At 70.2% G+C, this 26079-nt stretch carries 26 protein-coding genes; 11 read left to right on the top strand and 15 right to left on the bottom strand.

The genetic code is table 11. The features are described 5' to 3' along the window. Positions 1–95 precede the first annotated feature (95 nt). From purU to ACFSKW_RS13820, 4 genes are read right to left on the bottom strand one after another with little or no spacing between them, the layout of a single operon-like run. Positions 96–944, bottom strand: coding sequence for a formyltetrahydrofolate deformylase (gene purU, locus ACFSKW_RS13835; protein WP_379572621.1), 849 nt, complete (start codon positions 942–944; stop codon positions 96–98). Next, complete coding sequence (locus ACFSKW_RS13830) at positions 941–3280, bottom strand: GcvT family protein (protein ID WP_379572620.1); 2340 nt, start codon at positions 3278–3280, stop codon at positions 941–943. The genes purU and ACFSKW_RS13830 overlap by 4 nt, the downstream gene beginning before the upstream one ends. Next, positions 3277–4185, bottom strand: a complete 909-nt coding sequence (locus tag ACFSKW_RS13825; RefSeq protein ID WP_379572619.1) for a LysR family transcriptional regulator — start codon at positions 4183–4185, stop codon at positions 3277–3279. Before ACFSKW_RS13825 ends, ACFSKW_RS13830 begins: the two co-directional genes overlap by 4 nt. Before the next feature lie 6 nt (positions 4186–4191). Beyond that, on the bottom strand, positions 4192–5280 hold the full coding sequence (locus tag ACFSKW_RS13820; RefSeq protein ID WP_379572618.1) for a pyridoxal-phosphate-dependent aminotransferase family protein: 1089 nt from the start codon (positions 5278–5280) through the stop codon (positions 4192–4194). 608 nt (positions 5281–5888) lie between these two features. On the opposite strand from ACFSKW_RS13820, the gene ACFSKW_RS13815 reads away from it, so the two are divergent. Both ACFSKW_RS13815 and ACFSKW_RS13810 read left to right on the top strand, forming a co-directional pair. Further along, on the top strand, positions 5889–6812 hold the full coding sequence (locus ACFSKW_RS13815; RefSeq protein ID WP_379572617.1) for an inorganic phosphate transporter: 924 nt from the start codon (positions 5889–5891) through the stop codon (positions 6810–6812). Positions 6813–7017: 205 nt separating this feature from the next. Then, complete coding sequence (locus tag ACFSKW_RS13810) at positions 7018–7650, top strand: DUF47 domain-containing protein (protein WP_379572616.1); 633 nt, start codon at positions 7018–7020, stop codon at positions 7648–7650. A 562-nt stretch (positions 7651–8212) separates the two neighbouring features. On the opposite strand, the gene ACFSKW_RS13805 is transcribed toward ACFSKW_RS13810, so the two are convergent. After that, a complete protein-coding gene (locus ACFSKW_RS13805) occupies positions 8213–9100 on the bottom strand; it encodes a TIGR03620 family F420-dependent LLM class oxidoreductase (protein ID WP_379572615.1) in 888 nt (295 codons plus the stop codon). Between the two features lie 100 nt (positions 9101–9200). Between ACFSKW_RS13805 and ACFSKW_RS13800 the strand changes: the two genes are divergently transcribed. The 3 genes from ACFSKW_RS13800 (at position 9201) to ACFSKW_RS13790 (ending at position 10904) form a co-directional block, all read left to right on the top strand. Continuing rightward, the gene (locus ACFSKW_RS13800; RefSeq protein WP_379572614.1) at positions 9201–9482 is read left to right on the top strand and encodes an ArsR/SmtB family transcription factor; all 282 of its coding nucleotides are present in this window, start codon (positions 9201–9203) and stop codon (positions 9480–9482) included. Positions 9483–9859: 377 nt separating this feature from the next. Further along, complete coding sequence (locus ACFSKW_RS13795) at positions 9860–10048, top strand: hypothetical protein (RefSeq protein WP_379572613.1); 189 nt, start codon at positions 9860–9862, stop codon at positions 10046–10048. A 415-nt stretch (positions 10049–10463) separates the two neighbouring features. Then, positions 10464–10904 (top strand): NUDIX hydrolase, encoded by a 441-nt coding sequence (locus ACFSKW_RS13790; RefSeq protein WP_379572612.1) that lies wholly within the window; start codon positions 10464–10466, stop codon positions 10902–10904. On the opposite strand, the gene ACFSKW_RS13785 is transcribed toward ACFSKW_RS13790, so the two are convergent. Beyond that, a complete protein-coding gene (locus ACFSKW_RS13785) occupies positions 10888–11154 on the bottom strand; it encodes a hypothetical protein (protein WP_379572611.1) in 267 nt (88 codons plus the stop codon). The genes ACFSKW_RS13790 and ACFSKW_RS13785 overlap by 17 nt on opposite strands. Before the next feature lie 175 nt (positions 11155–11329). Between ACFSKW_RS13785 and ACFSKW_RS13780 the strand changes: the two genes are divergently transcribed. Together ACFSKW_RS13780 and ACFSKW_RS13775 are read left to right on the top strand one after the other, a co-directional pair. Further along, the gene (locus ACFSKW_RS13780; protein ID WP_379572610.1) at positions 11330–12148 is read left to right on the top strand and encodes a helix-turn-helix domain-containing protein; all 819 of its coding nucleotides are present in this window, start codon (positions 11330–11332) and stop codon (positions 12146–12148) included. Further along, on the top strand, positions 12145–12381 hold the full coding sequence (locus ACFSKW_RS13775) for a DUF397 domain-containing protein (protein WP_379572609.1): 237 nt from the start codon (positions 12145–12147) through the stop codon (positions 12379–12381). The genes ACFSKW_RS13780 and ACFSKW_RS13775 overlap by 4 nt, the downstream gene beginning before the upstream one ends. Positions 12382–12456: 75 nt before the next feature. On the opposite strand, the gene ACFSKW_RS13770 is transcribed toward ACFSKW_RS13775, so the two are convergent. The 6 genes from ACFSKW_RS13770 to ACFSKW_RS13745 form a co-directional block, all read right to left on the bottom strand. Beyond that, positions 12457–13182 (bottom strand): MBL fold metallo-hydrolase, encoded by a 726-nt coding sequence (locus ACFSKW_RS13770; RefSeq protein ID WP_379572608.1) that lies wholly within the window; start codon positions 13180–13182, stop codon positions 12457–12459. A 256-nt stretch (positions 13183–13438) separates the two neighbouring features. After that, positions 13439–14227, bottom strand: coding sequence for a hypothetical protein (locus ACFSKW_RS13765; protein WP_379572607.1), 789 nt, complete (start codon positions 14225–14227; stop codon positions 13439–13441). Positions 14228–14401: 174 nt separating this feature from the next. After that, positions 14402–15217, bottom strand: coding sequence for a citrate/2-methylcitrate synthase (locus tag ACFSKW_RS13760; protein ID WP_379572606.1), 816 nt, complete (start codon positions 15215–15217; stop codon positions 14402–14404). Further along, positions 15214–15966, bottom strand: a complete 753-nt coding sequence (locus ACFSKW_RS13755) for a CoA-transferase subunit beta (RefSeq protein WP_379572605.1) — start codon at positions 15964–15966, stop codon at positions 15214–15216. Before ACFSKW_RS13755 ends, ACFSKW_RS13760 begins: the two co-directional genes overlap by 4 nt. After that, a complete protein-coding gene (locus ACFSKW_RS13750) occupies positions 15963–16856 on the bottom strand; it encodes a CoA transferase subunit A (RefSeq protein ID WP_379572604.1) in 894 nt (297 codons plus the stop codon). The genes ACFSKW_RS13755 and ACFSKW_RS13750 overlap by 4 nt, the downstream gene beginning before the upstream one ends. A gap of 91 nt (positions 16857–16947) precedes the next feature. Next, on the bottom strand, positions 16948–18387 hold the full coding sequence (locus ACFSKW_RS13745; protein WP_379572603.1) for an aldehyde dehydrogenase family protein: 1440 nt from the start codon (positions 18385–18387) through the stop codon (positions 16948–16950). Positions 18388–18668: 281 nt separating this feature from the next. Between ACFSKW_RS13745 and ACFSKW_RS13740 the strand changes: the two genes are divergently transcribed. The 4 genes from ACFSKW_RS13740 (at position 18669) to ACFSKW_RS13725 (ending at position 22466) form a co-directional block, all read left to right on the top strand. Further along, positions 18669–19748, top strand: a complete 1080-nt coding sequence (locus ACFSKW_RS13740) for an extracellular solute-binding protein (protein ID WP_379572602.1) — start codon at positions 18669–18671, stop codon at positions 19746–19748. A 149-nt stretch (positions 19749–19897) separates the two neighbouring features. After that, complete coding sequence (locus ACFSKW_RS13735; RefSeq protein WP_379572601.1) at positions 19898–20659, top strand: ABC transporter permease subunit; 762 nt, start codon at positions 19898–19900, stop codon at positions 20657–20659. Continuing rightward, positions 20656–21459 carry an ABC transporter permease gene (locus ACFSKW_RS13730; protein WP_379572600.1) on the top strand — a complete coding sequence of 268 codons (804 nt, stop codon included), beginning with the start codon at positions 20656–20658 and terminating at the stop codon, positions 21457–21459. Before ACFSKW_RS13735 ends, ACFSKW_RS13730 begins: the two co-directional genes overlap by 4 nt. Further along, positions 21456–22466 (top strand): ABC transporter ATP-binding protein, encoded by a 1011-nt coding sequence (locus tag ACFSKW_RS13725; RefSeq protein WP_379572599.1) that lies wholly within the window; start codon positions 21456–21458, stop codon positions 22464–22466. The genes ACFSKW_RS13730 and ACFSKW_RS13725 overlap by 4 nt, the downstream gene beginning before the upstream one ends. On the opposite strand, the gene ACFSKW_RS13720 is transcribed toward ACFSKW_RS13725, so the two are convergent. The 3 genes from ACFSKW_RS13720 to ACFSKW_RS13710 all read right to left on the bottom strand — a co-directional run bounded on the left by ACFSKW_RS13720 (position 22454) and on the right by ACFSKW_RS13710 (position 25997). Further along, positions 22454–22906, bottom strand: a complete 453-nt coding sequence (locus ACFSKW_RS13720; RefSeq protein ID WP_379572598.1) for a hypothetical protein — start codon at positions 22904–22906, stop codon at positions 22454–22456. The genes ACFSKW_RS13725 and ACFSKW_RS13720 overlap by 13 nt on opposite strands. A 37-nt stretch (positions 22907–22943) precedes the next feature. Further along, entirely contained in the window at positions 22944–24572 is a 1629-nt protein-coding gene (locus tag ACFSKW_RS13715) for a tetratricopeptide repeat protein (protein WP_379572597.1), read from the bottom strand. A gap of 162 nt (positions 24573–24734) precedes the next feature. Continuing rightward, a complete protein-coding gene (locus ACFSKW_RS13710; RefSeq protein WP_379572596.1) occupies positions 24735–25997 on the bottom strand; it encodes a DMT family transporter in 1263 nt (420 codons plus the stop codon). Positions 25998–26079: the final 82 nt, after the last annotated feature.

Here is a 26079-nt window from a genome sequence, read left to right as displayed (position 1 = left end):
GCGGCCGGCCGGAGTCCGCTGGAGGACGCGTGGAGGACGGGCGGTCAGCGGTGAGGGACAGTGGCCTTGGGCCCGCCTGCCGTACGGGCCGGGGGTCAGCGGGGGAAGACGATGGTCTTGTGTCCGTCGAGCAGCACCCGCTGCTCGGCGTGCCACCTGACGGCGCGCGCCAGCGCGACGCACTCCACGTCGCGGCCGATGGCGACCAGGTCCTCGGGCGAGTGGCTGTGGGAGACGCGCGCCACCTCCTGCTCGATGATCGGCCCCTCGTCCAGGTCGGAGGTGACGTAGTGCGCGGTCGCGCCGATCAGCTTCACCCCCCGGTCATGGGCTTGGTGGTACGGCTTGGCGCCCTTGAACGACGGCAGGAACGAGTGGTGGATGTTGATCGCCCTGCCCTCCAGCTTCTCGCACAGCTCGCTCGACAGGACCTGCATGTAGCGGGCCAGCACCACCAGGTCCACCTGGTAGTGCTCGATCAGCGCGAGGATCTCCGCCTCCTGCCTGGGCTTGGTGCCGGGCGTGACAGGCAGGTGGTGGTAGTCGATCCCGTACGACTGCGTGAGCGGCCGCAGGTCCGGGTGGTTGGAGGCGACGGCGACGATCTCGATGTCGAGCAGCCCCGAGCGCACGCGGTAGAGCAGGTCGTTCAGGCAGTGACCGAACTTGCTCACCAGGATGAGCACCCGCGGCTTGACCGACAGGTCGCGCAGCTTGATCTCCATGCCGAACTCGGGGGCGAGCGCGGCGAAGGCGGCGGCGAGCTCGTCGTGCGGCAGTGCGGCCCTGAACTGCACCCGCATGAAGAACCGCTCGGCATCCTGGTCGCCGAACTGCTGGCTCTCGGTGATGTTGCATCCGCTGCGCGCGAGCAGACCGGAGACGGCGGCGACCACGCCGGGGCGGTCGGGGCAGGACAACGTCAGGACGTACTCGGCGTTCATACCTTGACTCTCGCGGAGGTGGGATCGTAGGGCGCCTTGCGGCTGATCTGGGCAGAGTACCTCTCTCCCGCGCTGTTCACCTCGGCCTTCACCAGTGTGCCGTCCTTCACGAAACCGAGCGCCACCGTCCTGCCGATCGTGGGGCTGTAGGCGGCGGAGGTGACGTGGCCGACGGGTTCGCCGTCCGCGAGCAGGGATTCACCTCCCCACAGGTGGGCGTCGGTGGTGATCGAGACGATCGTCCTGCGGGAGTCGTGGATCCGGTCCATGCCGCGGAAGGGCGCGGTCTTCTTGCAGGTGAACAGCAGCCCGGCTTCCGCGGGCGTGACCTCGGGGCCGAGCTCGCGACCCCACGCCCGGTAGCCCTTCTCCAGCCGCATGGCCTCGATGGCGTAGTAGCCGGCCTGCGTGACGCCCGTGGCCAGCAGCGTCTCGTAGACGGTGACCGCGAACTCGGCGGGGACGTAGAGCTCCCAGCCGAGCTCGCCGACATAGGTGACGCGGCTGGCCCTGACGGTGGCGTGACCGAGGTCGATGAGCTGGGAGGTGCCGAACTCCCCCAGCTCCGCCTTCGACACCTTTTGCAGGATATTTCGGGATTCGGGGCCCATGAGGCCGAGGACGGCGTAGGCGCTGGTGACGTCCACGAGCACCGCCCTGTGCTCGCCGATCCCCTTGGAGATGTGGTCGAAGTCGCGCGTCGCCTGCGCCGAGCCGGTGACGATGAGGTACTCGTCCTCCGCCACCCTGGTCACCGTCAGGTCGGTCTCGTATCCGCCCCTGTCGTTGAGCATGCCCGTGTAGACGACCCGCCCGATCTCCACGTCGACGTCCGCCGTGCACAACCACTGCAGCGCCGTACACGCTTCATGGCCCTTCAACGTGAACTTGGCGAACGACGTCTGGTCGAACAGCGCCGCTCCGCTCCTGCAGGCGTCGATCTCCGCATCTACCGTCTCCTGCCACTCCGGCCGGTCGAAGGTGTACGGCACGGCGGGGCCGAAGTAGTTGACCCGCTCCCAGCCCGCCTTGGACCCGAAACAGGCGCCCGCCGCGGCCAGCAGGTGATGAACCGGCGAGCGACGAAGCGGGCGGGCGGTCTCCGGTTCCCTGTTGGGCCATGCCATGGCGTAGTGCAGGCCGAGCGTCTCGGTGACCCTGTCGCGCAGCCACGTGTCGTTGCCCGCCCACGGCGCGAACCTTCGCAGGTCGGCGGGCCACAGGTCGCCGGTCGGCTGGCCGTTCACGATCCACTCGGCCAGCGCCCTGCCCGCGCCGCCGGCCGACGCGATGCCCGCCGAGTTGAACCCCGCGGCGACGAAGTAGCCGCGCACCTCGGGCGCCTCGCCGAGCAGGAACATGTTGTCGGGAGTGAAGCTCTCGGGGCCGTTGTAGAACATGCGGATGCCGGCGCTCTCCAGGGCGGGCACCCGCTGGACGGCGTTCTCCATGATGATCGAGAACTGGTCCCAGTCCTCGTCCAGGAGCTGGAACTCGAAGGGGTGCGGGATGCCGTCCATGCCCCACGGCTTGGCGTCGGGCTCGAACCCGCCGACGACCAGGCCGCCCACCTCCTCCTTGAAGTAGGCGTAGCCGTCCGGGTCCCGCAGCACGGGCAGGTCGGGCCGCACGCCCGCGATCTGCTCGGTGACCACGTAGAAGTGCTCGGCCGAGTGCAGCGGCACGGTCACGCCCGCCTGCCTGGCCAGCTCCTTGGCCCACTGTCCCGCGCAGTTGACCAGGACCTCGCATTCGATGAAGCCCTCCGAGGTCCGCACGCCCCGCACCCGACCGCCCTTGACGACGGTTCCGGTGGCCCTGACGCGCTCGGCGACCTCCACGCCGCGACGCTGGGCGCCACGGGCCAGAGCCTGGGTGAGGTCGGAGGGGTTCGCCTTACCGTCGCCCGGCAGCCACACGCCGCCGACCAGGTCGTCGGTGCGCATCGCCGGCCACAGCTCGCCCGCCTCCCCTGCGGTGATGACCTCGGCGGTGATCCCGTACGCACGGGCCTGCGCGGCCGTCCTCCTGAGCTGGACCATCCGCTCGGGGGTGCGGGCCACGCTGACGCTGCCGCACTGCTTCCAGCCGGTGCCGAAGCCCGTCTCCTTCTCCAGCCGCCCGTACAGGTCGGTGCTGTACTGGATCAGCCTCGTCATGCTCTCGGTACTGCGCAGCTGCCCGACCAGGCCGGCCGCGTGCCAGGTGGTGCCGCACGAGAGCTGCCCCTGCTCCAGGACGACGACGTCGCTCCAGCCCAGCTCGGCCAGGTGATAGGCCACGCTGCAGCCGACGATGCCGCCGCCGATGACGACGACCTGCGCCCGGCTCCTCAAGACACGCTCCTCAACCTGGGCCATGTGCGCACCGTACGCAGCATGGTGATGAACGCCTGCTCCGCGGGGCCCAGCAGCCGGTCGCGGCGATGGGCCAGCACGATCGGGCGGGGTCTGGGCGCGGGAGTGACCTCCACCGCGGCCAGCCGCCCGTCGGCGAGCTCCTGCTCCACACAGTGTTCCGACACCAGCGAGACCCCCAGTCCCGCCGCGACCGCCTGCTTGATCGTCTCGGGGCCCCAGATCTCGGTCCTCTTGTCGAGACCCCACGTCTCCATCGCCTGCTCCTGCAGCTCCCGGGTGGAGGAGCCGGGCTCGCGGATGAGGAAGAGCTCCCCCTCCAGCGCGGACGGCTCCGCCGTACCGCTGCGGGACAGGACGTGGCCCGGCTCGGTGATCACGACGAGCCTGTCCTCCAGGATCGGCTCGCTGACCAGCTGCGGGGCCGACGGCTGCCCCGCGAGTACGGCGACGCCGATCTCGCCGTCCACCAGCCCCCGCTCGACCTGCTGGCCGTTGCCCACCTGGATGCCGATCTCGATGCCGGGATGGCGGTCGCGGAAGGCCGCCAGCAGCGGCGGCAGCAGGTAGGTGCCGACCGTGGTGGTGCCGCCCGCGACCAGCTTGCCCGTCTGCAGGCCCGAGACCTGCCTGATGGCGGCCACGGCCTCGTCGGCCAGCAGGAACACGCGCTTGGCGTACTCCAGCATGACCTCGCCCTCCGGGGTGAGCCTGATCCGCGCGCCGCTGCGGTCGATCAGCGTCGCCCGCAGGGCCTGCTCAAGCTGCCTGACCTGGTGCGACACCGACGGCTGGCTGAGGTAGAGCTTCTGCGCCGCGGCCGAGAACCCGCCGCACTCCACCACCGTCATGAAGATCCACAGTCGGTGCAGGTTGAGCTGCATACCCCGTTAACCCCTTGCTGCCTCGATCGACTCGCCGAGCGCCCGTTCGAGCTGCTCAAGCCGGTGCCAGGGGATCTCCCCCATCGTGCAGATGCGGAAGAAGTCGTTCGACAGTTGGCCCTGACCGGCGTAGACAACGTAGCCACGCTTCTTGAGCTCATCGTGAAGCGACTGGTACGTCACACCGTCCGGCAGATGAAGCATCGTCACGGTATTGGACCTGAAACGTTCATCAACGAGGATCTTCAGGCCCAGCCGCTCGAACTGCCCGCGCACCAGCGCGGCCCGCTCGCGGTACAGCTTCGTCCGTGCCGCGAACCCGCCCTGCGCCTCGAACTCCTCGATCGCCTCGTCCAGGGCATAGCAGACCTGGACGGCAGGCGTGAAAGGCACGTCGCTCTTCAGGTAGCTCGCCGCGTTGAGGTAGAGGCTGCGTTCGGGAACCTCCTGAACCCGGGCGATCGACGCGGGGCTGCACAGGATGAACGCCATGCCCGGCAGGCCGTGCAGGCCCTTGTTCGCGGTGCCGCAGACCACGTCCACCCGAACCTCCGCGAGGTCCTGGTCCTCGATCGCGGTGCCGGAGATCGCGTCGATCACGAACAGTGCGCCGGAGCCAGCGACGACCTCGCCGATCTCCTTGATCGGGTTGATCAGGCCAGTCGTGGTCTCGTGATGGACGCAGACGACCGCGTCGACGTCGTCGTGCTCGGCGAGGGCACGGCGCACCGCCTCGGGGTCGGCGGGCACGGTCCAGTCGCTCCTGACCTCGTGAACGGTGATGCCGTGCGACCTGGCGATCTTGATCATGCGGTCGCCGTACACGCCGTTGTTCACGACCAGCACCCCGCGGCCCTCCCGCACGGAGCTGATCACCGCCATCTCCATCGCGGCGGTTCCCGACCCCGTCACCAGGATCGCCTCGTGGGTGCCGCCGAGGTTCAGGCAGCGGGGCAGCGCCTCGCGGATCCTGAACAGCAGATCCGTGAACTCCGGCTCGCGGTGGCAGAGATCTCCGCGCAGCAGGGCGTCCTTGACCCGCTGGGAGGTACAGGCTGGTCCGGGATTCAGCAGAATGAGCTCTTCGTCCATCATCCACTCGATCTTCTGGAGATATCGGGCGTTATGGACGCTAGTGGGGGGCCCACGGCACGACCAGGCCGGATTTCACTATGGGCGCCATAGGTGGGCGTCTCTGGACGAGCTCCCAGGCCCCATCCGCCGGTCACCGGCACCCCAACCACGGCAAGGGCCGTCGCCCACCCATCCCTGCGCTCCCCGCCGCCCCGAGCGCGCCCCTCTTCGCACGTGCCACGACGCCCGTACACCCCCACGGATACGGATGAGACCACCCACCACCAGGACCAACCAGAAAGCGGAAGCCATCGACCGACGGAAGGTATGGCAGCGAAGCCATCGGGTGACACGAAGCAGATCAGGGAAGCCATCGGGTGGCGGAGGGCAGGACAGCGAAGCCATCGACCGACACGAGACAAATCAGGGAAGCCATCGGATGACAGAGGGCAGGACAGCGAAGCCATCGACCGACACGAGACAAATCAGGGAAGCCATCGGGTGACGCGAGGCAGGACAGAGGGAGGGATCGACCGACGGAAAGCCAGCCGAGACCGTTACTCCTGCTATATCCGGCATCACGGATTGGCGGGTTGTGATCCCTCGACAGGTCGGATTGGGTGGAGCGCATGCCCCTTGAGGTGCTGGTCGCCTGCCTGTTCGCCGTCGTGTCGGGAGTGAACGACGGCGGTGCCCTGCTGGCCACCGGCCTCAAGCTCTCCACGATCAAGCCCGTCGTCGGCGTCCTCACCCTGGTCCTGCTGACCGGACTGGTGCCGCTGGTGTCACAACAGGTCGCGCTGACGTTCGCGACCCGCCTCGCCGCCTTCGAAGGCCCGAACGCCACTCGTGCGATGATCACCGCCGTCCTGTCCGCGATCGCGGTCGTCCTGGTCCTCAGCCACCACGGACGCCCCACGAGCCTCACCCTCGCGATCGTCGGCGGCCTGACCGGCGCGGGTCTCGGCACCGGACTCCAGGTGTCGGCGGGTTCGGTCGTGCTGGTGCTCGCCGTCGGCCTGGTCGCCCCGTTCCTGGGAGCGTTCGCCTCCTGGGCCGCCACCCGGCTGCTCGTCGCCGTGACCACCAGCGAGGGGCTGCGACGCTGGCACTGGGCGGGCTTCATCCTCCAATGCATCGCCTACGCCTCCAACGACGGGCAGAAGATGCTGGCCATCTTTCTGATCGCCCTGGGCTCCACGGGTCCGTCCGTCTCGTTCGCGGCGGCGCTGCTGTTCGGTCTCGGCACCCTGTACGGCATGCCCAAGGCGGGCCGTACCCTCAGCCGCGAGATCATCGTCTCCCGCCCATTGCACGGCGTGGCCGCGGAACTCGGATCAGGCGTCACGGTGATCGGGTGCTCGGCGGCGGGGATGCCGGTGAGCATGACCCAGGCGATCGCCGGCGGGCTCATCGGAGCAGGCGTCGCGCAGGGCGGCGGCAGAGTGCGCTGGTACGCGGCCGTCAAGATCGTCGTCGCCTGGCTCCTCACCCTGCCGGTCACCGGACTTCTGGCCGGATTCATGGCCTTCGCCCTGCGAGAGATCGGATGAGATTCATGGCCTTCGCCCTACGAGAGATCGGATGAGGAGGAAACGGTCCCCCGTCCCAAACAGAACATGAACGCGGTGGGCATGAGAAGCACATCGGCGAGGGGCGTGCACGGGCAGGGGCGAGCAGCGAAAGCGGGAGGTCCAGGTGCCGGAACGCACCAGTGCGCGGCCTGGTGAGAGTGTGGTGGGAGCGGGCGGAGGTGGCATGAAGCGGCTGAGTCGGATTCGCGATCTGCTGGCTGGGAGGATGGACGGCGCGCTGGCGCACGCGCTCGCCGGACAGTTGGCGGCGACCAAGCAGGGCGCCTGGCTCGCCATGGCGATGATCGGCGGCGAGGTGGGCAGAACCGGAGCACACGAGCAGATGCGCTCCATCGAGCACCTCGGCGACACCGAACGCGCCCGTCTCGTCGAGGAGCTCAAGAACGCGCTGGTCACACCCATCGACAGGGAAGACCTGTTCCGGCTGTCCCGCTCGATCGACGACGTCCTGGACTCGTTGCGCGACTTCGTCCGAGAGTCGCACCTGTATCGGGTGCCGAACCAGATCAGGTTCGCTCCGCTGCTCGACCAGGTGATCGTCGGCATCGAGGCATTGGAGAACGCGGTGCGCGACCTCGCCTCCCGGCCCTCTGCGGTGGTCCAGGACGCGCTGGAGGCGAAGAAGGCCGGAAGTGCTGTCCGGCGGATGTACCAGTACGAGATCGCGCGGATCTTCTCGGGCGAGGTGACGGCTGAGGCGATGAAGGAACGCGAGCTGGTCCGGCGGCTGGAGATCGTCGGCATGGCCATCGGCGACGCGGCCAACGCCATCGCCGACGGCGCCATGAAGCGCTGACCCCGACACCCCCGACACCCCCGACACCCCCGACACCCCCGACACCCCCGACACCCCCGACACCCCCGACACCCCCGACGACATGGTCAGGTGGGACTCTCCATCCGACAAGTGCCCGATGTACACGAGCCAGGGTCTGGTGGGCCGAGGATGCCCTCCTACTCGTATCCGCACGGCTCGGCTCAACTGCGCGGGCGGGCCGACCGAAGACGCAGAGCCGGCTGGAAGACGCGGCGCGGGCTGGAAGACGCGGCGCGGGCTGGAAGGTGCGGCGCGCACGTCAAAGCGAAGCGCAGGCCGCGAGACGCAGCGCAGACTGCGAGACCCGGCGCGAGCTGGAAAACGCGGCGCGCACGGGAAAGCGAAGCGCGGACCGCGAGCTGGAAGACGCGGCACGCGCGGGAAAGCGAAGCGCAGGCCGCGAGACGCAGCGCGCACCGGAAGACGCGCAGACCGCAAGACACAGCGCAGACCGCGAGAGGCAGCGCGCGCCGGAAGACGCAACGCGGACCGCGAGACGCAGCGCGGACCGAAAAGCGGGGAGGTCGGAGCCCGGAAAGGGTCAGAGGTCCAGGGTGTCGGAGAGGCGGCTGAGCTGTGCCATGCCGTCCGCCATGTCGTGGCCGCCCGCCGTCAGGGGTTGCAGAGCGACATGGTCCGCGCCGGCGTCGAGGTGGGCTCGGACGCGTTTGGCCACCGCCTGCTCGTCGCCCCACGCCACGATCGCGTCCGCCAGGCGGTCGCTGCCGCCGTCGGCGAAGTCGGAGTCGGTGTAACCGAGGTCGCGCAGGTTGTTCACGTAGTTGGGCAGGCCGAGGTAGTACGCCATGTGTTCACGTGCGACCTGACGAGCCTTCGCGGGGTCGGGTTCGAGGACGACGGCGAGCTCGGGCACGAGCAGCCGATCCTTGCCGAGGCTCTCGCGGGCGAGCGCGGTGTGCTCGGGCGGGACGAAGTACGTGTGGGCGCCCTCGGCCCTGTCACGCGCCAGCTCCAGCATCCTGGGCCGGAGCGCCGCCAGCAGCGTGGGGGCCTCGCCGCCGGCGACCATGGCCGTGGCCGCCTGGTCCATGCCGTCGAGGTAGGCGCGCATCGCCGTGAGCGGCTTGCCGTAGTCGTGGCCGCGCCCCGCGACGAGGCCGCCGTGGCTGACGCCGATGCCCAGCAGGAACCTGCCCGGGTAGGCCTCACCGAGCGTGGCGCGCCCCGCCGCCATCGCGGTGGCGTCGCGGGCCCAGATGTTGGCGACGCCTGTGCCTACCGCGATCTGTCGGGTGGCCGCGAGCAGAAGGGCGGCACCCGCGAACGGCTCTCTGCTGGTGGAGGTCTCGTTCACCCAGAGCGTGGAGTAGCCGAGCTCCTCGAGCTCGGCGGCCGCCTCGCGAACGACCGCCGCCGGCGCCCTGCCGAACAGGGGATACCAGACGCCGATCCGACCGTTGTCCATCATTGTCGTGGCCTCCCGGGTAGACTGTTCGATCGAGATGGAACATTACACGAGTGTTCGACCGGCGTCGAACAGAGCGCGCGCCCTGACCCACGGCTCCCCGATGGAGGCGTCCCTCCAGGCGGCGCTCGACGCGCTGTCCGACCCGATCAGGCGGTGCATCGTGCGCGAGCTGGCGGTGGCTCCCGACTGGGCGCTGCCGTGCGGCACGTTCAAGGAGTTGCCGGTCGCCAAGTCGACGCTCAGCCACCACTTCACCGTGCTGCGCAACGTCGGTCTGCTGGAGCAGCGCGACGAGGGCGCCAGGCGGCTCAACAGGCTGCGGCGAGAGGAGTTCGACGCCCGCTTCCCCGGCCTGCTCGCGCTGGTGCTGTCGGAGCCCTGACCCCTGGCGCTGTCGGACCCCGGACCCCTGGCGCTGCCGGACCCCCGACTCCCTTGGTCCCCAGTACGGGGGCCCGGTACGGCGGGCGGGGTGGTCCTGGCACGTGGGGCGGGGTGGTCCTGGCACGTGAGTCGAGTGGTCCCGGTACGGCGGGCGGGTCCCGGCACGTGAGTCGAGTGGTCCCGGTACGGCGGGCAGACGGGCCCGCGGCGATCCCGACCGCGCCTTCATCACCTACGGCATGTGGCGCACGGCCCGACGGGCGGCAATCGGCGAGCGACCCTTGCGTCGCGCAGCGAACTCGAAGCGGCCGTCCGAATGGCACGGGCAGGCGACGAGACGACGAAACGAGGTCCGCGAGCAACCGGGCGAGGGGCGTGAACGACCACATCGGCTGCACGAGCAACCAGACCAAGCGCGTGAACGGCCACACCGGCTGCACGAGCAACCAGACCAAGCGCGTGAACGGCCACACCGGCTGCACGAGCAACCAGACCAAGCGCGTGAACGGCCAGGCGAGGTGCGCGGGCCGCCGGACGAGGCCACTGGGCGACGCGTCCGATTGAGGCGTCCGTTTGGGGCGTCCAGGCACGGGGCGAGGGAGGCGGGCCACCTGGGCAACCGGCGAGAGGGGCCAGACGAGCCTGCGAGCGGCCGGAGAGCCGGCTGGACGCCCGGGCGAAACCACTGGGCGACGCGGCTGAGTGATGCGTCCCAGGCAAGGTGCGAGCTGACCGGACAACATGTCCTGGCGAGGTGTCCGGGCGGCAGGAGAGGTGAGCGGGCGGCTCGGAGAGGAAGCCCGGCGGGGTCGGGCGCCTGGGGTGTCAGGGGGCATGTCGGCGGGGGACGCGGAGTCCTGCTGGAGTAGCGTGATCGACGGGTGGTCACCGGGTGACCACGGTGGCCCCTGTGGGGCTTGCCGTACACAAGCCGGCAGGGACCGTAAGGAGCCGCGGCCGGGCGGGAAGGGGAACGCCAGTGAGCAGTGACCGGCCGGCAACGAGAGTGGTGTGCCTCGATCGGGACGGCAGGGTCCTGCTGATGAACTGGTACGACAGGGTCAGCGACGAGGCCATATGGGAGCCTCCTGGAGGGGGGCTCGATCCTGGCGAGACGCCGCTCGAGGCGGCCAGGCGTGAGCTGACCGAGGAGACGGGCCTGCCGGGCGCGGCCGTCGAGGACAGGTGGGTCGCGGTGGACCGGGACTTCACGTGGCTGGGGGTGCGCTACGTGAAGGTCGAGCCGTTCTTCGTGGCCCGTTTCGACGAGGCGAGTCCGAGGGTGAGCCCGGACGAGCTCACGGAGGAGGAGAGCGAGGCCCTCCTCGGTTATGGCTGGTTCGGCACCGAGGAGCTGGGCTCGCTGCCGGGCCGTCTCGACCCGCCGGAGCTGCCCGAGGTGATCAGGAGACTGAGCTAGCGACGTACGCGGCGACTTCGTCGGCGCCGAGGAAGTCGGCGGTGCGCCCGTCGGTGTGTTCGATGTGGTATCCGCCGTCGACGCTGATCTTCATCGATCCTGCGATGAGCACGGGGCCGCCGTGCTCGGGCGGATCGTACCTGTTCTGGAGTAGCGTCAGCCGCAGGTGTCTGACCAGGAGGGCGCGTCTGCCTGATTCGGCGAGCCGGTCCTGTACCCATCCCAGCTGCTGGATCTGTTCTTCTTCCACCCTTTGTGTGTAAACGGCACCCATAAGTACCACACGTCCTTCGATCGGTGAGATTCCCCTGTCGTGACCCCAGCCTGCATTCAAGTGACTACTCTAGGTACGGATCCGGGTGGCACACCTGGAGTGCGCGAACCCGGAGAGCTTTTGTAGAACCTCTGTAGAACCGGAGCCCCCGATGCCTGCTGCACGCGAGCTCGATCCGAGCTCCAGCCCGCTGGCGTTCTTCGGCTCGGAGCTGAGAGAGTTCCGCACCCGAGCGGGCCTTTCTCAGGAGCAGCTGGCCGAGCGGTTGAGCTATTCGCTGTCCCTGGTCTGCGCGATCGAGCTGGCCAGGCGCACGCCGTCCCGTGACTTCGCCGAGCGCGCCGACGTCGTGCTCGACACCGGCGGGTCGCTGCTGAGGCTGTGGCCTCTGGTACGGCAGGCGGCCTACCCCGCCTGGTTCCGTCCGTGGCTGGAGATCGAGCAGACGGCGCGCACGCTGCAGACGTGGCAGCCGCTGCTGATCCCCGGGCTGCTGCAGACCGAGGACTACGCGCGGGAGGTCTTCCGCAGGGAGCCCGCCGCGACGGCGGAGCAGGCGGAGGAGGCGGTGTCGGCGCGCATGACCAGGCAGGCGGTCCTGCGCCGGCCCGATCCGCTGAGGTACTGGGTGGTGCTGGACGAGTGGGTGGTCCGCAGGCCCATCGGTTCGGCGGCGACGATGCGCGGGCAGGTGCGCGCGTTGCTGGAGTCGGCCGAGCTGCCGAACGTCACCGTGCAGGTCGTCCCGGTGGACGCGCAGGCGGTGCCGGGGTTGACGGGTGCGTTCGTCATCGCGAAGGTTCCCGGCGAGCCCGATCTCGTCTATCTCGAGTCCGCGGGCGCGGGGTACGTCACGGATCGTCCGGCGGATGTCGAATCCATCGCTCACAGATATGACGTGATCAGGTCACTCGCCTTACCGGTTCACGCAAGTCTAAATTTGCTGTCGAAAGTGGAGGAGAGCATATGAATGACCTCACATGGCGCAAGGCCCGTCGTAGCGGAGGCAACGGCGGGGATTGCGTCGAAGTCGCCGTCCTCGACACGCCCGGGGACGCCGCCGCGCACAAGCCGGAGCAGGACAGACTCTTCGTCCTGCGCGACTCCAAGGACCCCGACGGGCCCAGGCTGTTCTTCACCGAAGCCGAGTGGGAAGCCTTCAGGCTCGGCATGAAGGACGGCGAATTCGACGACCTGTCCTGATCGAACACCGAACCCCGACCACACGACAACGGTGACCGCACAGCCGGGCCCGCGGAGGCGTGCCGCCCGCCCGGCTCAGATCACTCCTGGCACGGCCACGGTGATCTGACCCGTGAATCCCCTGCTCGCCGCCTCGAGCGCCGGCTCGGCGGGCGTGCCGGGCCACAGGTGCGTGAGCACCAGGTGGCCGACGCCCGCCTTTGCCGCGTTGGCGCCCGCCTGCTCGGCCGTCGACAGGTACGGCGCGTCCTCGTCGGGCACCACCTCGGGATAGGTGGCCTCGGCGAGGAGGACGTCGGCGTCCCTGGCCAGCTCGACGAGGTCGGGGGTGGGTCCTGTGTCGCCGGTGTAGGCGAGCACCCTGCCTCCCGCTTCGAGCCGCAGCCCCGCGTTGGGCACGTGGTGCGGCAGCGACCAGGCCTCGACCGTGAAGGGTCCCAGCTCGTACGGCCTGCGCGGGGTGAGCTCGTGCGTGACGTACTCCAGCATGCCCGGCCGGTCGAGGGCGAGGACGGCGTCGAGCGCCCCCGGCGGCGCGTGCACGGGCAGCGGCGGCGGTGACTGGTCGCCGAGCGAGCGCGCCCGCAGCAGCGGGTTCAGGTCGGCGCAGTGGTCAGGATGCCCGTGGCTGACGAGGACCGCGTCGATCTCCTCGGCCCCGGTCGTGGCGAGCAGCAGGGGCAGCGTGGCGTAGCCGGGGTCGATCAGCACCCTGAACCCCTCATGCTCGACGAGGTAGCCGCTGCACGCCTGGCCGGCGGCGGGCCACGCGCCACACCCGCCGAGCACGGTCACCCTCATCGCGTGAGGCCCCTCAGGGGCAGGGCGCGGGCGGGCAGGGCGCGGGGCGCCGGCGCGGGCAGCGGGCTGTCGCGGGGCGGCAGGGACCGGGCGGGCAGCGCACGCGCCGGCAGGGAGCGGGCCGGAAGCGGTCGCGGCGGCAGGCCACACCGCTCGGAGCCGGCCGGAAGCCGGAGTGGCGGCAGGTCGGACCGCTCGGAGCCGGCCGGAAGCGGGAGCGGTGGCAGGTCGCGCCGCTCGGAACCGTGTGCGGGAGTCAAGCGATCACCTCGTTGTGTGCGGTTGACATCAGACTGCGGAGCAGCGGCCCGCAGGCGCGCTCGTGCTCCGCCTCCACCGGCAGCCCGTCGGCCACCCTGGTCTGGTAGATCTCGCGTTCGAGCTCGTCGGTGTAGAGCTGCGCGGTCAGCCCGACGACCACCGTCACGCCGGTGCCGCCGCGCGGGATGACGGCGACGGCGTGGGTGCGCAGCCAGCTCTCGTCGGCTCCGCCGTACCAGCCGCACTTGACCGCGGCGTCGGGTACGCCCAGCGCCTCGCGCACGCCGAACGCCTGCCCCTCGGGCACCTCTCTCATCCACGACAGCACGTCGGAGGCCACGGGATCGCCGGCGAGCGCGGCCTGAGCGAGGGCGGTGTAGGCGGCGGCGACCTCGGCCGCGGCCACCTCGACCGAACCGAAGCGGGAGGGGTCGCCGTTGCCCTGGGTCCAGGCGGCGCCGGTGCGCCGCTGGATCTCGGCGAGGATCACCGCGGGGCCGACCGCCAGCCACAGCGCGCGTGTGTCGCTGTTGGAGGAGGTGACGACGGCGGGCTCGGCGTGGCCGCGCCAGAAGTCCTGGTCGGTGACGTGGGCGGCGGCGGCCCAGCAGTACAGGGGCTTGAGCAGCGAGGCGCAGCGGAGCCTCTCGAGGCCGTGGGTGAGCGTGATGGTGCGCGACGGCACTGTCGCGGCGGGCCCGCTCACTCCCCTGGTGATCGCGGCGGCCTGTGCGCTGGCGCCCGGGCGCAGGTCGCGGAGGGCGGCGGCGAAGCTCGTGCTCATCGGCCGATGCTACAACGGCCGGTGACGCGTGAGCGGCGCCCGCTTCTCGCGGGCGCCGCGCGTCAACGTGAACAGGTGTCGGCGACCGTCAGCGGGAAACCACCGCCGGCGGGGAAGCGGACACCGGCGGGAAACGGACGACAGCAGGAAGCCGACGCCGGCGAGAAGCGGACGTCAGCGGGAAAGCGTCCGGTCCGCGGGCCCGTCGTAGTGGTCGGGGCCCTGCATCGACAGGTCGAGCGGCTGGACCATCGGGGAGTTCGACGAGGCGCGCCAGCCCTTCTCCCTGGTCACCTCCTCGATGGAGTGCGCGCAGAGCGACAGCGACCTGCACACGATGAACAGCGCCTTCAGCTGGAGCGGCTCGTAGCCCATGTCGAGGCCGATGCACCCCATCGCCCCTGGGCCGTTGATCCAGACGCGCCGGCCGAAGACGTCCTCGGTGGCGTCCTCCATCGCGCGGGCGATCTCGACGTACCTGCCGGTGACGCCCAGGGAGTCCGACAGCTCCATGAGCCTGACGGTGCGGGGGTCGCGGATGTGCTGGGCGTGGTGGAAGCCGGGCATCCGCTCGCGCCGCTCGCGCATCTCGGCGACGACCTTGGCGGCGGCCTCGCGGTCGCTCAGTCCGTCCTGCTCGGCCCTGGCCGCGACTCCGAGGAACATCTCGGCGGGACGGTCGGCGGTGCCGTGCAGGCGGCCGATGCCGGCGACGCCCGCGGCGACGGCCGCGTTGAGCTCCGCGCCGCCGGACGTCGCGAACCTGACGGTGGCGGAGGAGGGCGACATGGCGTGCTCGGCCATGTTCACCATGATCGCCTCGGTCATCCTGCCGACCTCGGGCGTGGGCAGCTCGCCCCTGAGCACCAGGTGGAAGTGCTCGCCGAAGGAGATGTTCCCCGTCAGCTCGTTGACGTCGTAGCCGCGGATGACGATGCGGTCCTTGTTCTTCCACGCAATGGCCGTCTCCCACGCGAACGGCTGTTTCATCGGGCGATCCTTTCGGGAAAGTACACGCACGCCGGGTCGATCTCCTCGCGCAGCAGGCGAAGCTCCTCGGGGTCCGGCGGCAGGACGGTGTCCAGGGGGTCGGCGAACGCGGGCGTGAAGCCCGTGTTCTCCAGTACGGCTCGCGCCGTGGCGCCAGGCATGAGCGCGGTGACGGTGAGAGCTGAGTCCTCGGCCTCCATGACGCACAGGTCGGTGACGACCTTCACGCGGAGCGGCCCGAGCCCTGCCTTGGCCCGCTCGCCCGGGCCGCCGAGGAAGCCGGGGCTGGTGACGTAGCCGCACCGGGCGGGAAAACGCCGCCGCTCGTGGTCGGTGAGGATGACGACCTGCGAGCAGTGGCTGGCGATGTCGTTGGCGCCGCCGCTTCCCGGCAGGCGCTTGCCCGCCACGGTGGTGGAGTTGATGTTGGCGTACTGGTCGACCTCGGCGCCGCCGAGGAAGCCGGTGCGCACCAGCCCGCGCTGGACGAGCCCGCCGAGTGCCTCGAACAGCGAGCCGTGGCGGGCGGCCCCGTGCATGAGCCTGGGGTCGACGACCGAGACGGGTGTGGGCACGACCTTGGGGAACATCACGCCCGACTCGATCACCAGCTTGGCGCCTGGGGCGTGGGTCCGCTGGGCGAGCGTGGCGGCCAGCAGCGGCAGTCCCGTGCCGACGATCACCAGGTCGCCGTCGCGGATCTGCCGCGCGCCCTCGACCACGAGCAGTTCTCTGGGCAGCGCGGTCACACGAGGCTCCTCATCCGGTCGGCGAGCGTCCTGCGGAGGGTTCCGCCGGCGTCTCTGGTGGCGAGGTACTCCTCGAAGCAGGCACCGAGGTTGGCCGAGATCCATGCGCGCAGGTGCTCGTCGCCCGCGCGGCCGAGTCCCTGGTACTCCTTGATCTCCGACTCGGCGAAGTCGTAGGCGCGGTAGACCGAGGTGGGGAAGGCCCCGAAGGGCTGCTCGACGACCGCCGTGACGTACGCCTCGGGGATCGTCACCTGCTCGGGGCGGTCGGCGAAGGCGCCGGCGGGCAGCACCTGTTCGGCGGACACGATCGTCACCTTGGCGGCCCGCACCATGTCCACCTCGTGCGAGGTCACACCCTCGATCACGGTGTTTCCCAGCGTGTCGGCCCTGTTGGCGTGGATGAGCGCCACATCCGGCGCCATCGCCCTGACGAGCACCAGGGGTTTGCCGCCGAACGGGTCCACCGACTCGACGGCGACTCCCTCGGCCACCATGTCGGCCAGCAGGTCGGTGCCGAGCAGGCTCCTGGTCGGCAGGTACGGCAGGCCGAGCGCCGCCGCGGCGAACCTGCTGGCCATGGCGAGGTGCGAGTGGTCGCCCACGCTCACCTCGCCGCGTTCGACCGCCCTTCGCCAGGCGAACAGCGTGCCGTACCGCTCGAGGTTGCCGGTGCCCTGCTCGGTCCGCACCACGAGCCCCGCGGCGACGAGCATGTCCAGCGGGAGCGACAGGTTGCAGCCGACGACGGTCAGGCCGCCGACGCCCTGCCTGATGACCTCGTGGACCAGGGCCATGGGGCAGCGGTTGATGTTCTGCCCGCCCATCCCGACGACGGATCCGCGGGCGACGAACCGGGAGACCGCCTCGCCCGCCGTCAGGAGCTTCACCGGGACCTCCGCTGGTGTTCCGCCTCGGGCCCGTTCGCGGGGGTCGCCACCGCGTCACGGGTGAGAGGCCGGCCGGCCGTGTCGCAGGCGGTCAGTAGCTGATGCACGCCGACCGCCACTCGGTGTAGAAGTCCCAGACCTGCGGCGAGCATTCGGGCGGGCCGAACTGCGACAGCTTCGCGCCCATGTGCGGCAGGTGGGCGTAGGCGCCCACGCCCGGCCTGTTCACGTGCAGCATGCCCGCCTCGAAGCGCTCGAGCGCCTCGAAGATGGTGGCGGGGTCCTGGGTGAAGACGGTGCCGCTCATGCCGTACCTGACCGAGTTGGAGATGCGCATCGCGTCGTCGAAGCCGTCGCAGTCGATCACGGAGAGGACCGGGCCGAAGATCTCCTCCTGGGCGATCTCGCTGTTCCACGGCACGTCGCGCAGCACGGTCGGCTGGACGAAGCAGCCGTTGCCCGGGGCGCGCCCTCCGCCGACGACCACCTTGGCGCCCGACTCCTGGGCGGTCTTGACGGCCTCCAGGCAGGCGTGCATGCGGGCCTCGTCGACGACGGGGCCGATGGAGGCCTCCTCGTCGGCGCCGGAGCCGACGCGCAGCGCCCCGACCTGCTCGACGAGCCGCTCCAGGAACTCCTCCTTGACGGCGACGTCCACGACGACCCTGGAGGTGGCGCTGCAGCGCTGCCCCGACTGGCCGAACGCGCCGAAGACCGTGGCCTTGACCGCCTTGTCCAGGTCGGCGTCCTTGAGCACGAGCACGGCGTTCTTGCCGCCGAGCTCCAGCTGGGTGCGCAGCAGGCGGGGCGCTCCGGCCTGGTGGATGGCCAGGCCCACGGGCAGCGAGCCGGTGAAGCTGATGCCTGCCACGCCTTCGTGCGCGACGAGCGCCTCGCCCGCCGCGATGTCGCCCTGGACGAGGTTCAGCACGCCGGCGGGGACTCCCGCGTCGGCGAAGACCTCGGTGAGCATGGCCGCCGTCAGCGGCGTGAGCGGCGAGGGCTTGAAGACCGCCGCACAGCCCGCGAGCAGCGCGGGCGCGACCTTCCACATGGGGATGGCCAGGGGGAAGTTCCACGGCGTGATGAGGCCCACCACGCCGATCGGCGCACGGAAGGTGTAGGAGAACGTACGCGGCTCCTCCGCGGGCAGCGTCTCGCCCTTGAGCCTGCGGCCCTCCCCCGCGGTGAAGTCGAGGATGGCCAGCGCGCGCCTGACCTCGCCCCGCGCCTCCTTCAGCAGCTTGCCCTGCTCGCGGGTGATCGCCTGGGCGAAGTCCTCCGCCCTGTCCTCCAGGAGGCGTTCGGCGGCGCGCAGGTACTCCGCGCGCCTGATCGGGCCGAGCGCCTTCCACGCGGGCATCGCCGCGGTGGCGGCCTCGACCGCCAGCTCGACGTCCGCCCCGCCTGACTCGGCGAAGTCCCCGAGGTGGTCGGAGAGGTCGCCGGGGTTGAGGTTCGGCCGGGTCTGCCCGCTCTCGGGGGCACGCCATTCGCCTCCGATGTGGTTGAGCAGGTATCGACTCCCCATCGGGTTCCTTTCCAGTCTGCTTCTCGTACGGCAAAGCCTCACGCCCCACCACGATTCGGACAAGTGGGATAAGACCGATGCCGCTCATAGACAGGCGCTATACGGCTCCCCCTATAGCGCCGATAGACAAATGCGCATTGGCCATCCCGAATCACTGCACTAGACATTCGAGAAAAGCCCGGCCTTGTAGGAGTTCACCCCGAATTCACCCGGGGGCCGTCGCCGAGATACCCGACAAAGGCCATCATTCGGTGCGAAAACGGCTGAGAAGGGTAAGAACTATGACTAATCTCCGTTCAGGAGTGGTGGCGGCAGCGTCCGTGCTGGCGCTGACCGCGTGCGGGTCCGGCGCGGGAGACTACGACTGGCAGGCCGCACCGGACACCAGCAAGATCGCCGAGCAGGGAGCGGAGCTGCCCACCTACGGCCTGGCCCCCGACTGGGCCAACTACGGCGAGGTGATCAAGGCCTTCTGCGCCAAGCACAACGGCACCTGCGCACACAAGGACACCGACATGTCCTCCTCCGAGGAGATCGTCAAGTTCGACGCGGAGAAGGACAACCCGGTCGGGACCGCCAGCGACATCGGCCTGATGTGGGGCCCGATCGCCGAGGCCAAGGGCGTCGTGCCCGCGTACCTGCCGCCCTCGGCGAGCAGGCTCAAGGACTGGCAGAAGGGCAGGGGCGGCTGGGTGGCGACGTTCGTCGGCGCGCCCGCGTTCGTCGTCAACACCGACAAGGTGATCAACCCGCCCAGAAGCTGGGCCGACCTGCTCAAGCCCGAGTACAAGGGCCAGGTCGCCATCAAGAACCCGACCTCGTCGGGCACGGGCCAGGCGATGGTCGTGGCCGCCGCGATCGCCAACGGCGGCTCGGTGGACGACCTGGCCCCCGCCTACGACTACTTCAGGAAGCTCACCGACGCCGGCAACATCAGCGCGGTCAAGATGAGCGAGGAGACGCTGGAGAAGGGCGAGGCCCCGATCCAGATCAACTACGACTTCAACGGCCTGGCGCAGAAGGCGGCGCTGAAGGAGAAGAACGTCAACGTCGAAGTGATCATCCCCAGCGACGGCTCCGTCTGGTCGCCGTCCGGACTCATGATCAACAAGTACAACGCCGGCAAGGGCGACTTCCTCAAGGCCTTCCTCGACTACGTGCTCTCCGACGAGGCGCAAACCATGTTCGCCAGGTTCGGCGCGAGACCGATCCGCGCGCTCAACGGCGACCTGACCCTGTCCTCTGACGCCAAGGCCAACTGGCTCCCCGAGTCCGCCTACGCGTCCGTCAAGGAGATCGAGATCACCAAGGTGAATCCCGAAAGCATCGTCGCCGACTGGGAGTCGAAGGTTCTCGCGTGATCGTGGGAGAAGAAACGTCCGCCCCAGTGGCAGCTTTGCCAGCCCCGGATAAAGAATCCTCCCCCGCTCGGGCTGGGGGAGGATTCTCCACCCGAAGATTTCTCCCGCGGTGGGGTCCGGCGCTGCCGCTGCTGGCGTTCACGTTCGCGATGCTGGTCCTGCCCGCGCTGCGCCTGGTGCACGACACCTTCGCGCTGCGGGGCGGCGGCTACGGCCTCGACAACATCATCAGGGTCGTCGAGAGCCCGCTGGACCTGCGCGCCATCGGCGGCTCCCTGGCCCTCGGCCTCGTCCAGGCGACGCTGGCCACGGCGCTCGGCGCGCCTGCCGCGTGGCTGATCACCAGGATGCGGCTGGGTGGCAGGGCCTTCTGGCTCTCGCTCATGAACGTGGCCTCGAACTTCGCCGGGATCGGGCTGGCGTTCGGCTTCGTGGCGCTGATCGGCGCGACCGGGATGCTCACGCTGCTCCTGGGGATCTCCTTCCCGTCCGTGGGCTCCTTCAGCGGGATGAACGTGGTCTACCTGTACTTCAACATCCCGATGTTCGTGCTGCTCACGCTGCCCGCGCTGAGCGTGCTGAAGGACGACTGGCAGGAGGCGGCCGAGGTCTGCCGTGCCACCCGATGGCAGTTCTGGCGTCATGTCGGCATTCCCGTGCTCGCGCCGTTCGTCATCGCGGGCTGGTTGCTGATCTTCACGTGGACGATCGGCGTCTACGCCGTCGCGTACGCGCTGGCCTCCTCCCCCGGCTCGCAGAAGCTGATCACGCTGCAGATCGGCACCACGCTGGAGTCGTCGGTGTTCGGCTTCGAGCGGGCCGCCGTGCTGTCAGTGCTGCTCATGCTGCTGGCCGTCGGCGCCACCGCCCTGTACCGGCTGTCGCTGCGACGCGCTGCGAGGTGGCTGTGAGCCGGAGGATCCTCCTGACGCTGCTCGGCGCCTACTTCGCGCTGCCGCTGCTGGCCGCGCTGCTCTACTCCCTGGCCACCAGGTGGACCGACACCCCGCTGCCCGACGGCTACACGCTCGCCCACTGGGCCAAGCTCTTCACCAAGCCCGAGGTCGCGGGGGCGCTCGGCAGGTCGCTGCTGCTGGCGGCGGTCGTCGTGGCCGTCGACATCCTGCTGGTGGTGCCCGCGGCGTACTGGTCGGTGGTGCACAACCCGCGCATCGGCTCGCTCATCCAGACGATCGCGGTGATCCCTTTCGCGATCCCGTGGGTGGTGGTCGGCGCGGGCATCCAGCTCGTCACCGCCTCCGTCGCGCCGCAGCTGTTCCACACCTTCTGGCTGCTCGCCGCCGCCACGGCGGCGATCTCCTTCCCGTTCATGTACTGGGCGGTGGAGAGCGCGCTGCTGGCGGCCGGGGCCGTACAGCTGAGCGAGGCGGCGGCCACCTGCGGCGCGAGCTCCGCGCAGGCGCTCGTCAGGGTCGTCATGCCCGCCATCAGGGGCGGGGTGGTCTCGGGCTCGCTGCTGGTGGTCGCCACCGCGATGAACGAGTTCGCACTGGCCAAGATCCTGGTCGGGGTGAGTTTCGAGACGCTGCCGCTGTGGTCGGCGCGCCAGTTCGTCTCGCGCACGCTCAGCGACCCCAACGCCCTGGCGGTCGTCACCGTCTTCACCTTCGGCTTCCTGTTCGCCCTGTCTGCCCTGGTCGTACGGCTGGGCAGGGGCCGCGTCACCACCATCGGAAGGACCTTTCGTTGAGCCACGTCGTCCTCGAAGGCATCACCAAGCGCTACGCGGGGCACCACGCGCTGAACGGCGTGACCGTCAGCGTCGAGCAGGGCGAGCTGCTCGCCCTGCTCGGCCCGTCCGGCTGCGGCAAGACGACGCTGCTGCGGTGCGTGGCGGGGCTCACGACGTTCGACGGCGGCCGGCTGCGCATCGGCGGCACGGACATGACGGGCGTACCCGCCCGCAAGCGCCCGATCGGCATGGTCTTCCAGTCGTATGCCCTGTTTCCCAACCTCACCGTGCGCGGCAACATCGCCTTCCCGCTGACCGTACGGAAGGAGAAGAACGCCCAGGAACGGGTGGAGGAGATGCTGGAGCTGGTCGGCCTCACCGAGCAGGGCGACCGGCTGCCGAACCAGCTGTCAGGAGGGCAGCAGCAGCGCGTCGCGCTGGCCCGCGCCCTGTCACCGCGCCCCGAGGTGCTGCTGCTGGACGAGCCGCTCTCGGCGCTGGACGCGCAGGTGCGGCACCGGCTGCGCGACGAGGTGCGGCGCATCCAGCACCAGGTGGGGATCACCACGATCTTCGTCACCCACGACCAGGCCGAGGCGCTGGCCATCTCCGACAGGGTGGCGGTGATGAACCGCGGCGAGATCGAGCAGTGCGCCCCTCCCGCCGAGATCTACAGCTCCCCCTCCACCAGGTTCGCCGCAGGGTTCGTCGGCAACAGGAACGCGCTGGAGCTGGACGCGGTCGACGGCGAGGTCTTCGACGTCCCAGCGCCGTCGTCGCGGGTGCTGTGCATGTTCCGGCCCGAGGACGTGTCACTGTCGGCCGAGGGCACGAGGGCGACGGTCGACGTGAGCGTCTTCCTCGGCGCCACCACGCGGCTCTACCTGCGGGCCGAGGTCAACGGGCAGCCGGTGACGGTCTTCGCCGACCTGCCCTCGCGCGCGGCTGCCGCGATCTCTCCCGGAGCCGAGGTGTTCTTCCGCGTCGACCCCGACCACGTGCGGCTCTTCCCTCAGAACCCGTAACGCGTCCACACCAGCGCGAGACCGGTGACGGGCAGTGCCAGGACGGCGAGCCAGCCCAGCACCCGCCAGCGCCTGGCCAGGCCGGGTGTCGCCAGGAAGGCGGCCACCGTGCCCGCGGCCGTGAAGGCCAGGCCCGCGCGCAGCACCTCGACCACCTGGAACGGCGAGGACGGCACGGCCTCGCCGAACCCCCTGATCGCCAGCAGCACGGCCGCAGCCGTCAGCGCCACGCGGCGGGCCGGGTTCACCTCCGCCCGGTCGAGCAGCGGCACCGCCGCCGCCAGCGCCGCGACCGTCACCATCAGATAGGCGCCGAGCGTGGGATACAGGCACTGCCAGTCGCCGCAGCGCGTGGCCGTCCTGGTGGCGTTGATGGCCACCCACCACAGCGCGCCGAGGCTCCCGTAGATGGCCGCCACCCGCCCCAAGAGCCGCACCATGCCCCCATTGTGTGCGATCGACAGCGCTCGCGCGCGATCAGTCCATACCCATCGCGCGCAGCGCCATAGCCCTGTTCGCGTAGAGGTCGGGGTGGGGTTCCAGCTCGATCGCCCTGGTCAGGTCGGCGACTGCGCCCGCCATGTCGCCGCGCTCGTACCGCAGCGCGCCCCTGGCCGCCCACGCCGTCGCCAGTGCGGGCGCGGCGGCCAGGGCGGCGTCGAGCGCCCGCGCCGCCTCCTCGTGCCGTCCCGCCGCCGTCTCGAGCTGCCCGAGCACGGCCAGCAGGTACGGGTTGCCCGGCGCGATGGCGAGCCCCGCCCGCACGTCGGCCATCGCCTCCGCGTCCCTGTCCAGCCCCGCCAGCAGTCCCGCCCGGTTGATGTAGGCGTCGAGGTAGCCGGGGTCCAGCTCCATGACATGCCCGAAATCGGCCAGCGCCGCCTCGTCCTCGCCGAGCGCGACCCGCAGCTCCGCCCTGTTGTAGTACGCCTCGGGCAGCGGCGGGCTCAGCGCGATCGCGCTCTCGTAGTCGGCCAGCGCCTCCGGGTGCCTGCCGAGTGTGAACCACAGGTTGCCGCGGTCGAGGTAGTAGTCGGGGAAGGCGGGATCGATCGCGATCGCCGCCGCGTAGTCCTCCAGCGCCTCCTTGGCGTGGCCGAGCGCGGCCATGAGCTGCGCCCTGTTGGCCAGCAGCACCATCCGGTGGACGGGGTGACTGTCACCCAGCTCGCGCGTCGCGAGCTCGATCGCGGATTCCACCAGCTCCAGCGCGGTCTCGAGCCGCCCTTCGCGCAGCTCTATCAGGGCGAGCCCGTTGCGGTCGAAACCCAGTTTGAAGGCCCGGTCGGGAACCAGGGTGGAGATGGCGATGGCCTGGTTGATCCAGCCTCTGGCCCTGCCGAGGTCGCGTCGCGCGGGATCGGGGTGGCGCGCGTCGAGCATCGCGGTGCCGTACGCGGCGGCGGCGTGCATGGCGGGGTCCTGGCTGCTCCTGCGCACCCGTTCCCAGATCTCCCTGGCCTCCTCGTGACGGCCGAGGCCGCCGAGGGCGGTCGCCGTACGCTGGGCGAAACGCCACCACCCCCTGCCGCCGGGCTCGGTCATGGCCATCCCGCGCAGGCCGAGCTCGGCCACCGCGTGCAGGAAGCCCTCGCGGACGCAGTGGTCGACCAGCTCCCACAGCTCTGTCGTGCTCCTGCGGTCGTCGGCGGGCGCGGGCCCCTCGTCATGGACCTCGATGCGCAGGTGCGCGGCGGGGATCCGGCGTGCCATCACCTCCAGCAGCTCGACGTCGGTCGGGTCGGCCTGCGCGGCGTTGTGCACGAGCAGCGCGCTTCCCTCGGGGACGGCGCGGGCGACGAACTCGGCCAGCCCGTTGGCCAGGCGTAACGTACGCCGGGGCGCGGGCACGAGGATGCGTTCCTCGTCGGGCAGGTCCATGTCGATCGTGATCCGCCTGGCGGGCACCAGCGGGCGCAGCGCCGGGGCCGCCGCCCTGATCTCGATGTCGTACGCCGACACGAGATCAGGGGAACGTTCCAATGCGCCTGGTACCAGCCGGCCCAGCAACGCCGCGGCCACGGTGTAGGGACCATGGGGTCGCCGGTGCGCGTCGATCGGCGGCATCAGCAGCGGCGTCGATCCCGCGCCGGACGGGAGGCGCATAGCGTCAGGTCACCCCTTGTGGATGACGGAGGCGGTGCCGGTCAACCGGGCGGTGCCCGGCTTCCGGACGACGATCCTCTTCATGCGTCCTCCCCTGCTCGGTAAAGACACATGTAGTTGAGATGTCGACAAACTTCAATACCTATAAGAAAGAGGTCTGAATTACCGCACCACACCGATATCTGGCATCTCGTGGGGCTCAGTTTCCTTGACAGGGGCGGGCCGCAATGCGCACAAACAGCGTCCGCTGAGCGGGAACGTCAGGCATCCCTCCTGGCCCGGCATCTCGTGCCTGGCTCTGACGATCTCCGTGGCGTGCTCGATCAGCCGGTCGATGCCCGGCCCGCCGCCAGGGCGCGCCAGCGAGCACCAGGGCTCGGCGTCGGGGTCGCGCTCCGCCGCCCTGATCCAGCAGTCCCTGACCTGCTCGAGGTTCACAGGGACAGGCTTGGGCGGGGACGCGCGCTCGGGCGTGCGCAGCGACGCGAGCGCCTCCGCCGCCTGCTTGGCCGCCCAGCGCAGGCCCTCGTCCGCCTCCGGCGCCTGCGGCACCCGAGCGGGTGGGTCGCCGACCACGACGGGCTCGCCCTTCGACGGTACGGCCAGCAGCATCGCCGCGGCCATGAAGGGCCCGCCCACCAGCACGCTCATCCCGACCGGCTCGTCGCACAACATCGCGATGACGGCCACCCACAGCGGTTGCGACGACAGCAGGACCGCGCTGGGCACCGCGTGCAGGTGGCGCTGGCCGAAGGAACGAGCCAGGAAGCCGAGCGCGCACGAGACGATCGCCAGGTGGCCGAGCTTGAGCCAGCCGTACGGCCCCGGCGGCGCGTCGAGCCCGTCGGGCACCGCCATCATCCCGGTGAGCAGCCCGATGGTGAGCAACTGGATGACCGTGATGGCGTAGGCGTTGTAGTTGGACCTGGAGAACTTGGCGAGCACCAGCGTGTGGCACGCGTACAGCGCCGCCGCGCACAGCGTGAGGCCGAGCGCCACGGGCGCGAACTTGACCCCGTCGCCCTTCATCAGCGCGAATATCGTCACCCCGACGAGCGCGAGGGCCACCCCGTACCAGATGCGCCGCGGCACCCTGACGCGGAAGAGAACGAGCGCGAGGAGAGGAGTCATCACGACGTTGCAGCCGACGGCGAACCCTGACACCGCCGATGAGAGGTCGTCGAGTGCGAAGGCCTGCATGGTCTGGCCGACCCCGAACATGATCCCCAGCACGATCCCCCGCGACCAGGTCCCCTTCGCCAGGCCGGTCAGGCACCTCGGTCTGATGAGGAAGAGCGCGATGGCCGCGATCGTGTACCGCTCGGCGAGAAGATCGGTCACCGACATGTGCAACGGCTCGTCGATGAGACTCTTCATCAGCGGAAAGGCCGACCCCCAAGCGGCGCTGACGAACAACAGAAGCACGGCTCCCATGAGGGGTCGGGGAGCGGGCACCACTGCCATGCACCGCAGCATCTCACTACCGTTCGCGCGCGGTGGCTCACCG

Origin of the sequence: Nonomuraea mangrovi (assembly GCF_042681425.1) — a bacterium.
Taxonomy (GTDB): Bacteria; Actinomycetota; Actinomycetes; order Streptosporangiales; family Streptosporangiaceae; genus Nonomuraea; species Nonomuraea mangrovi.
This window is presented reverse-complemented; position numbering and strand designations above follow the sequence as displayed.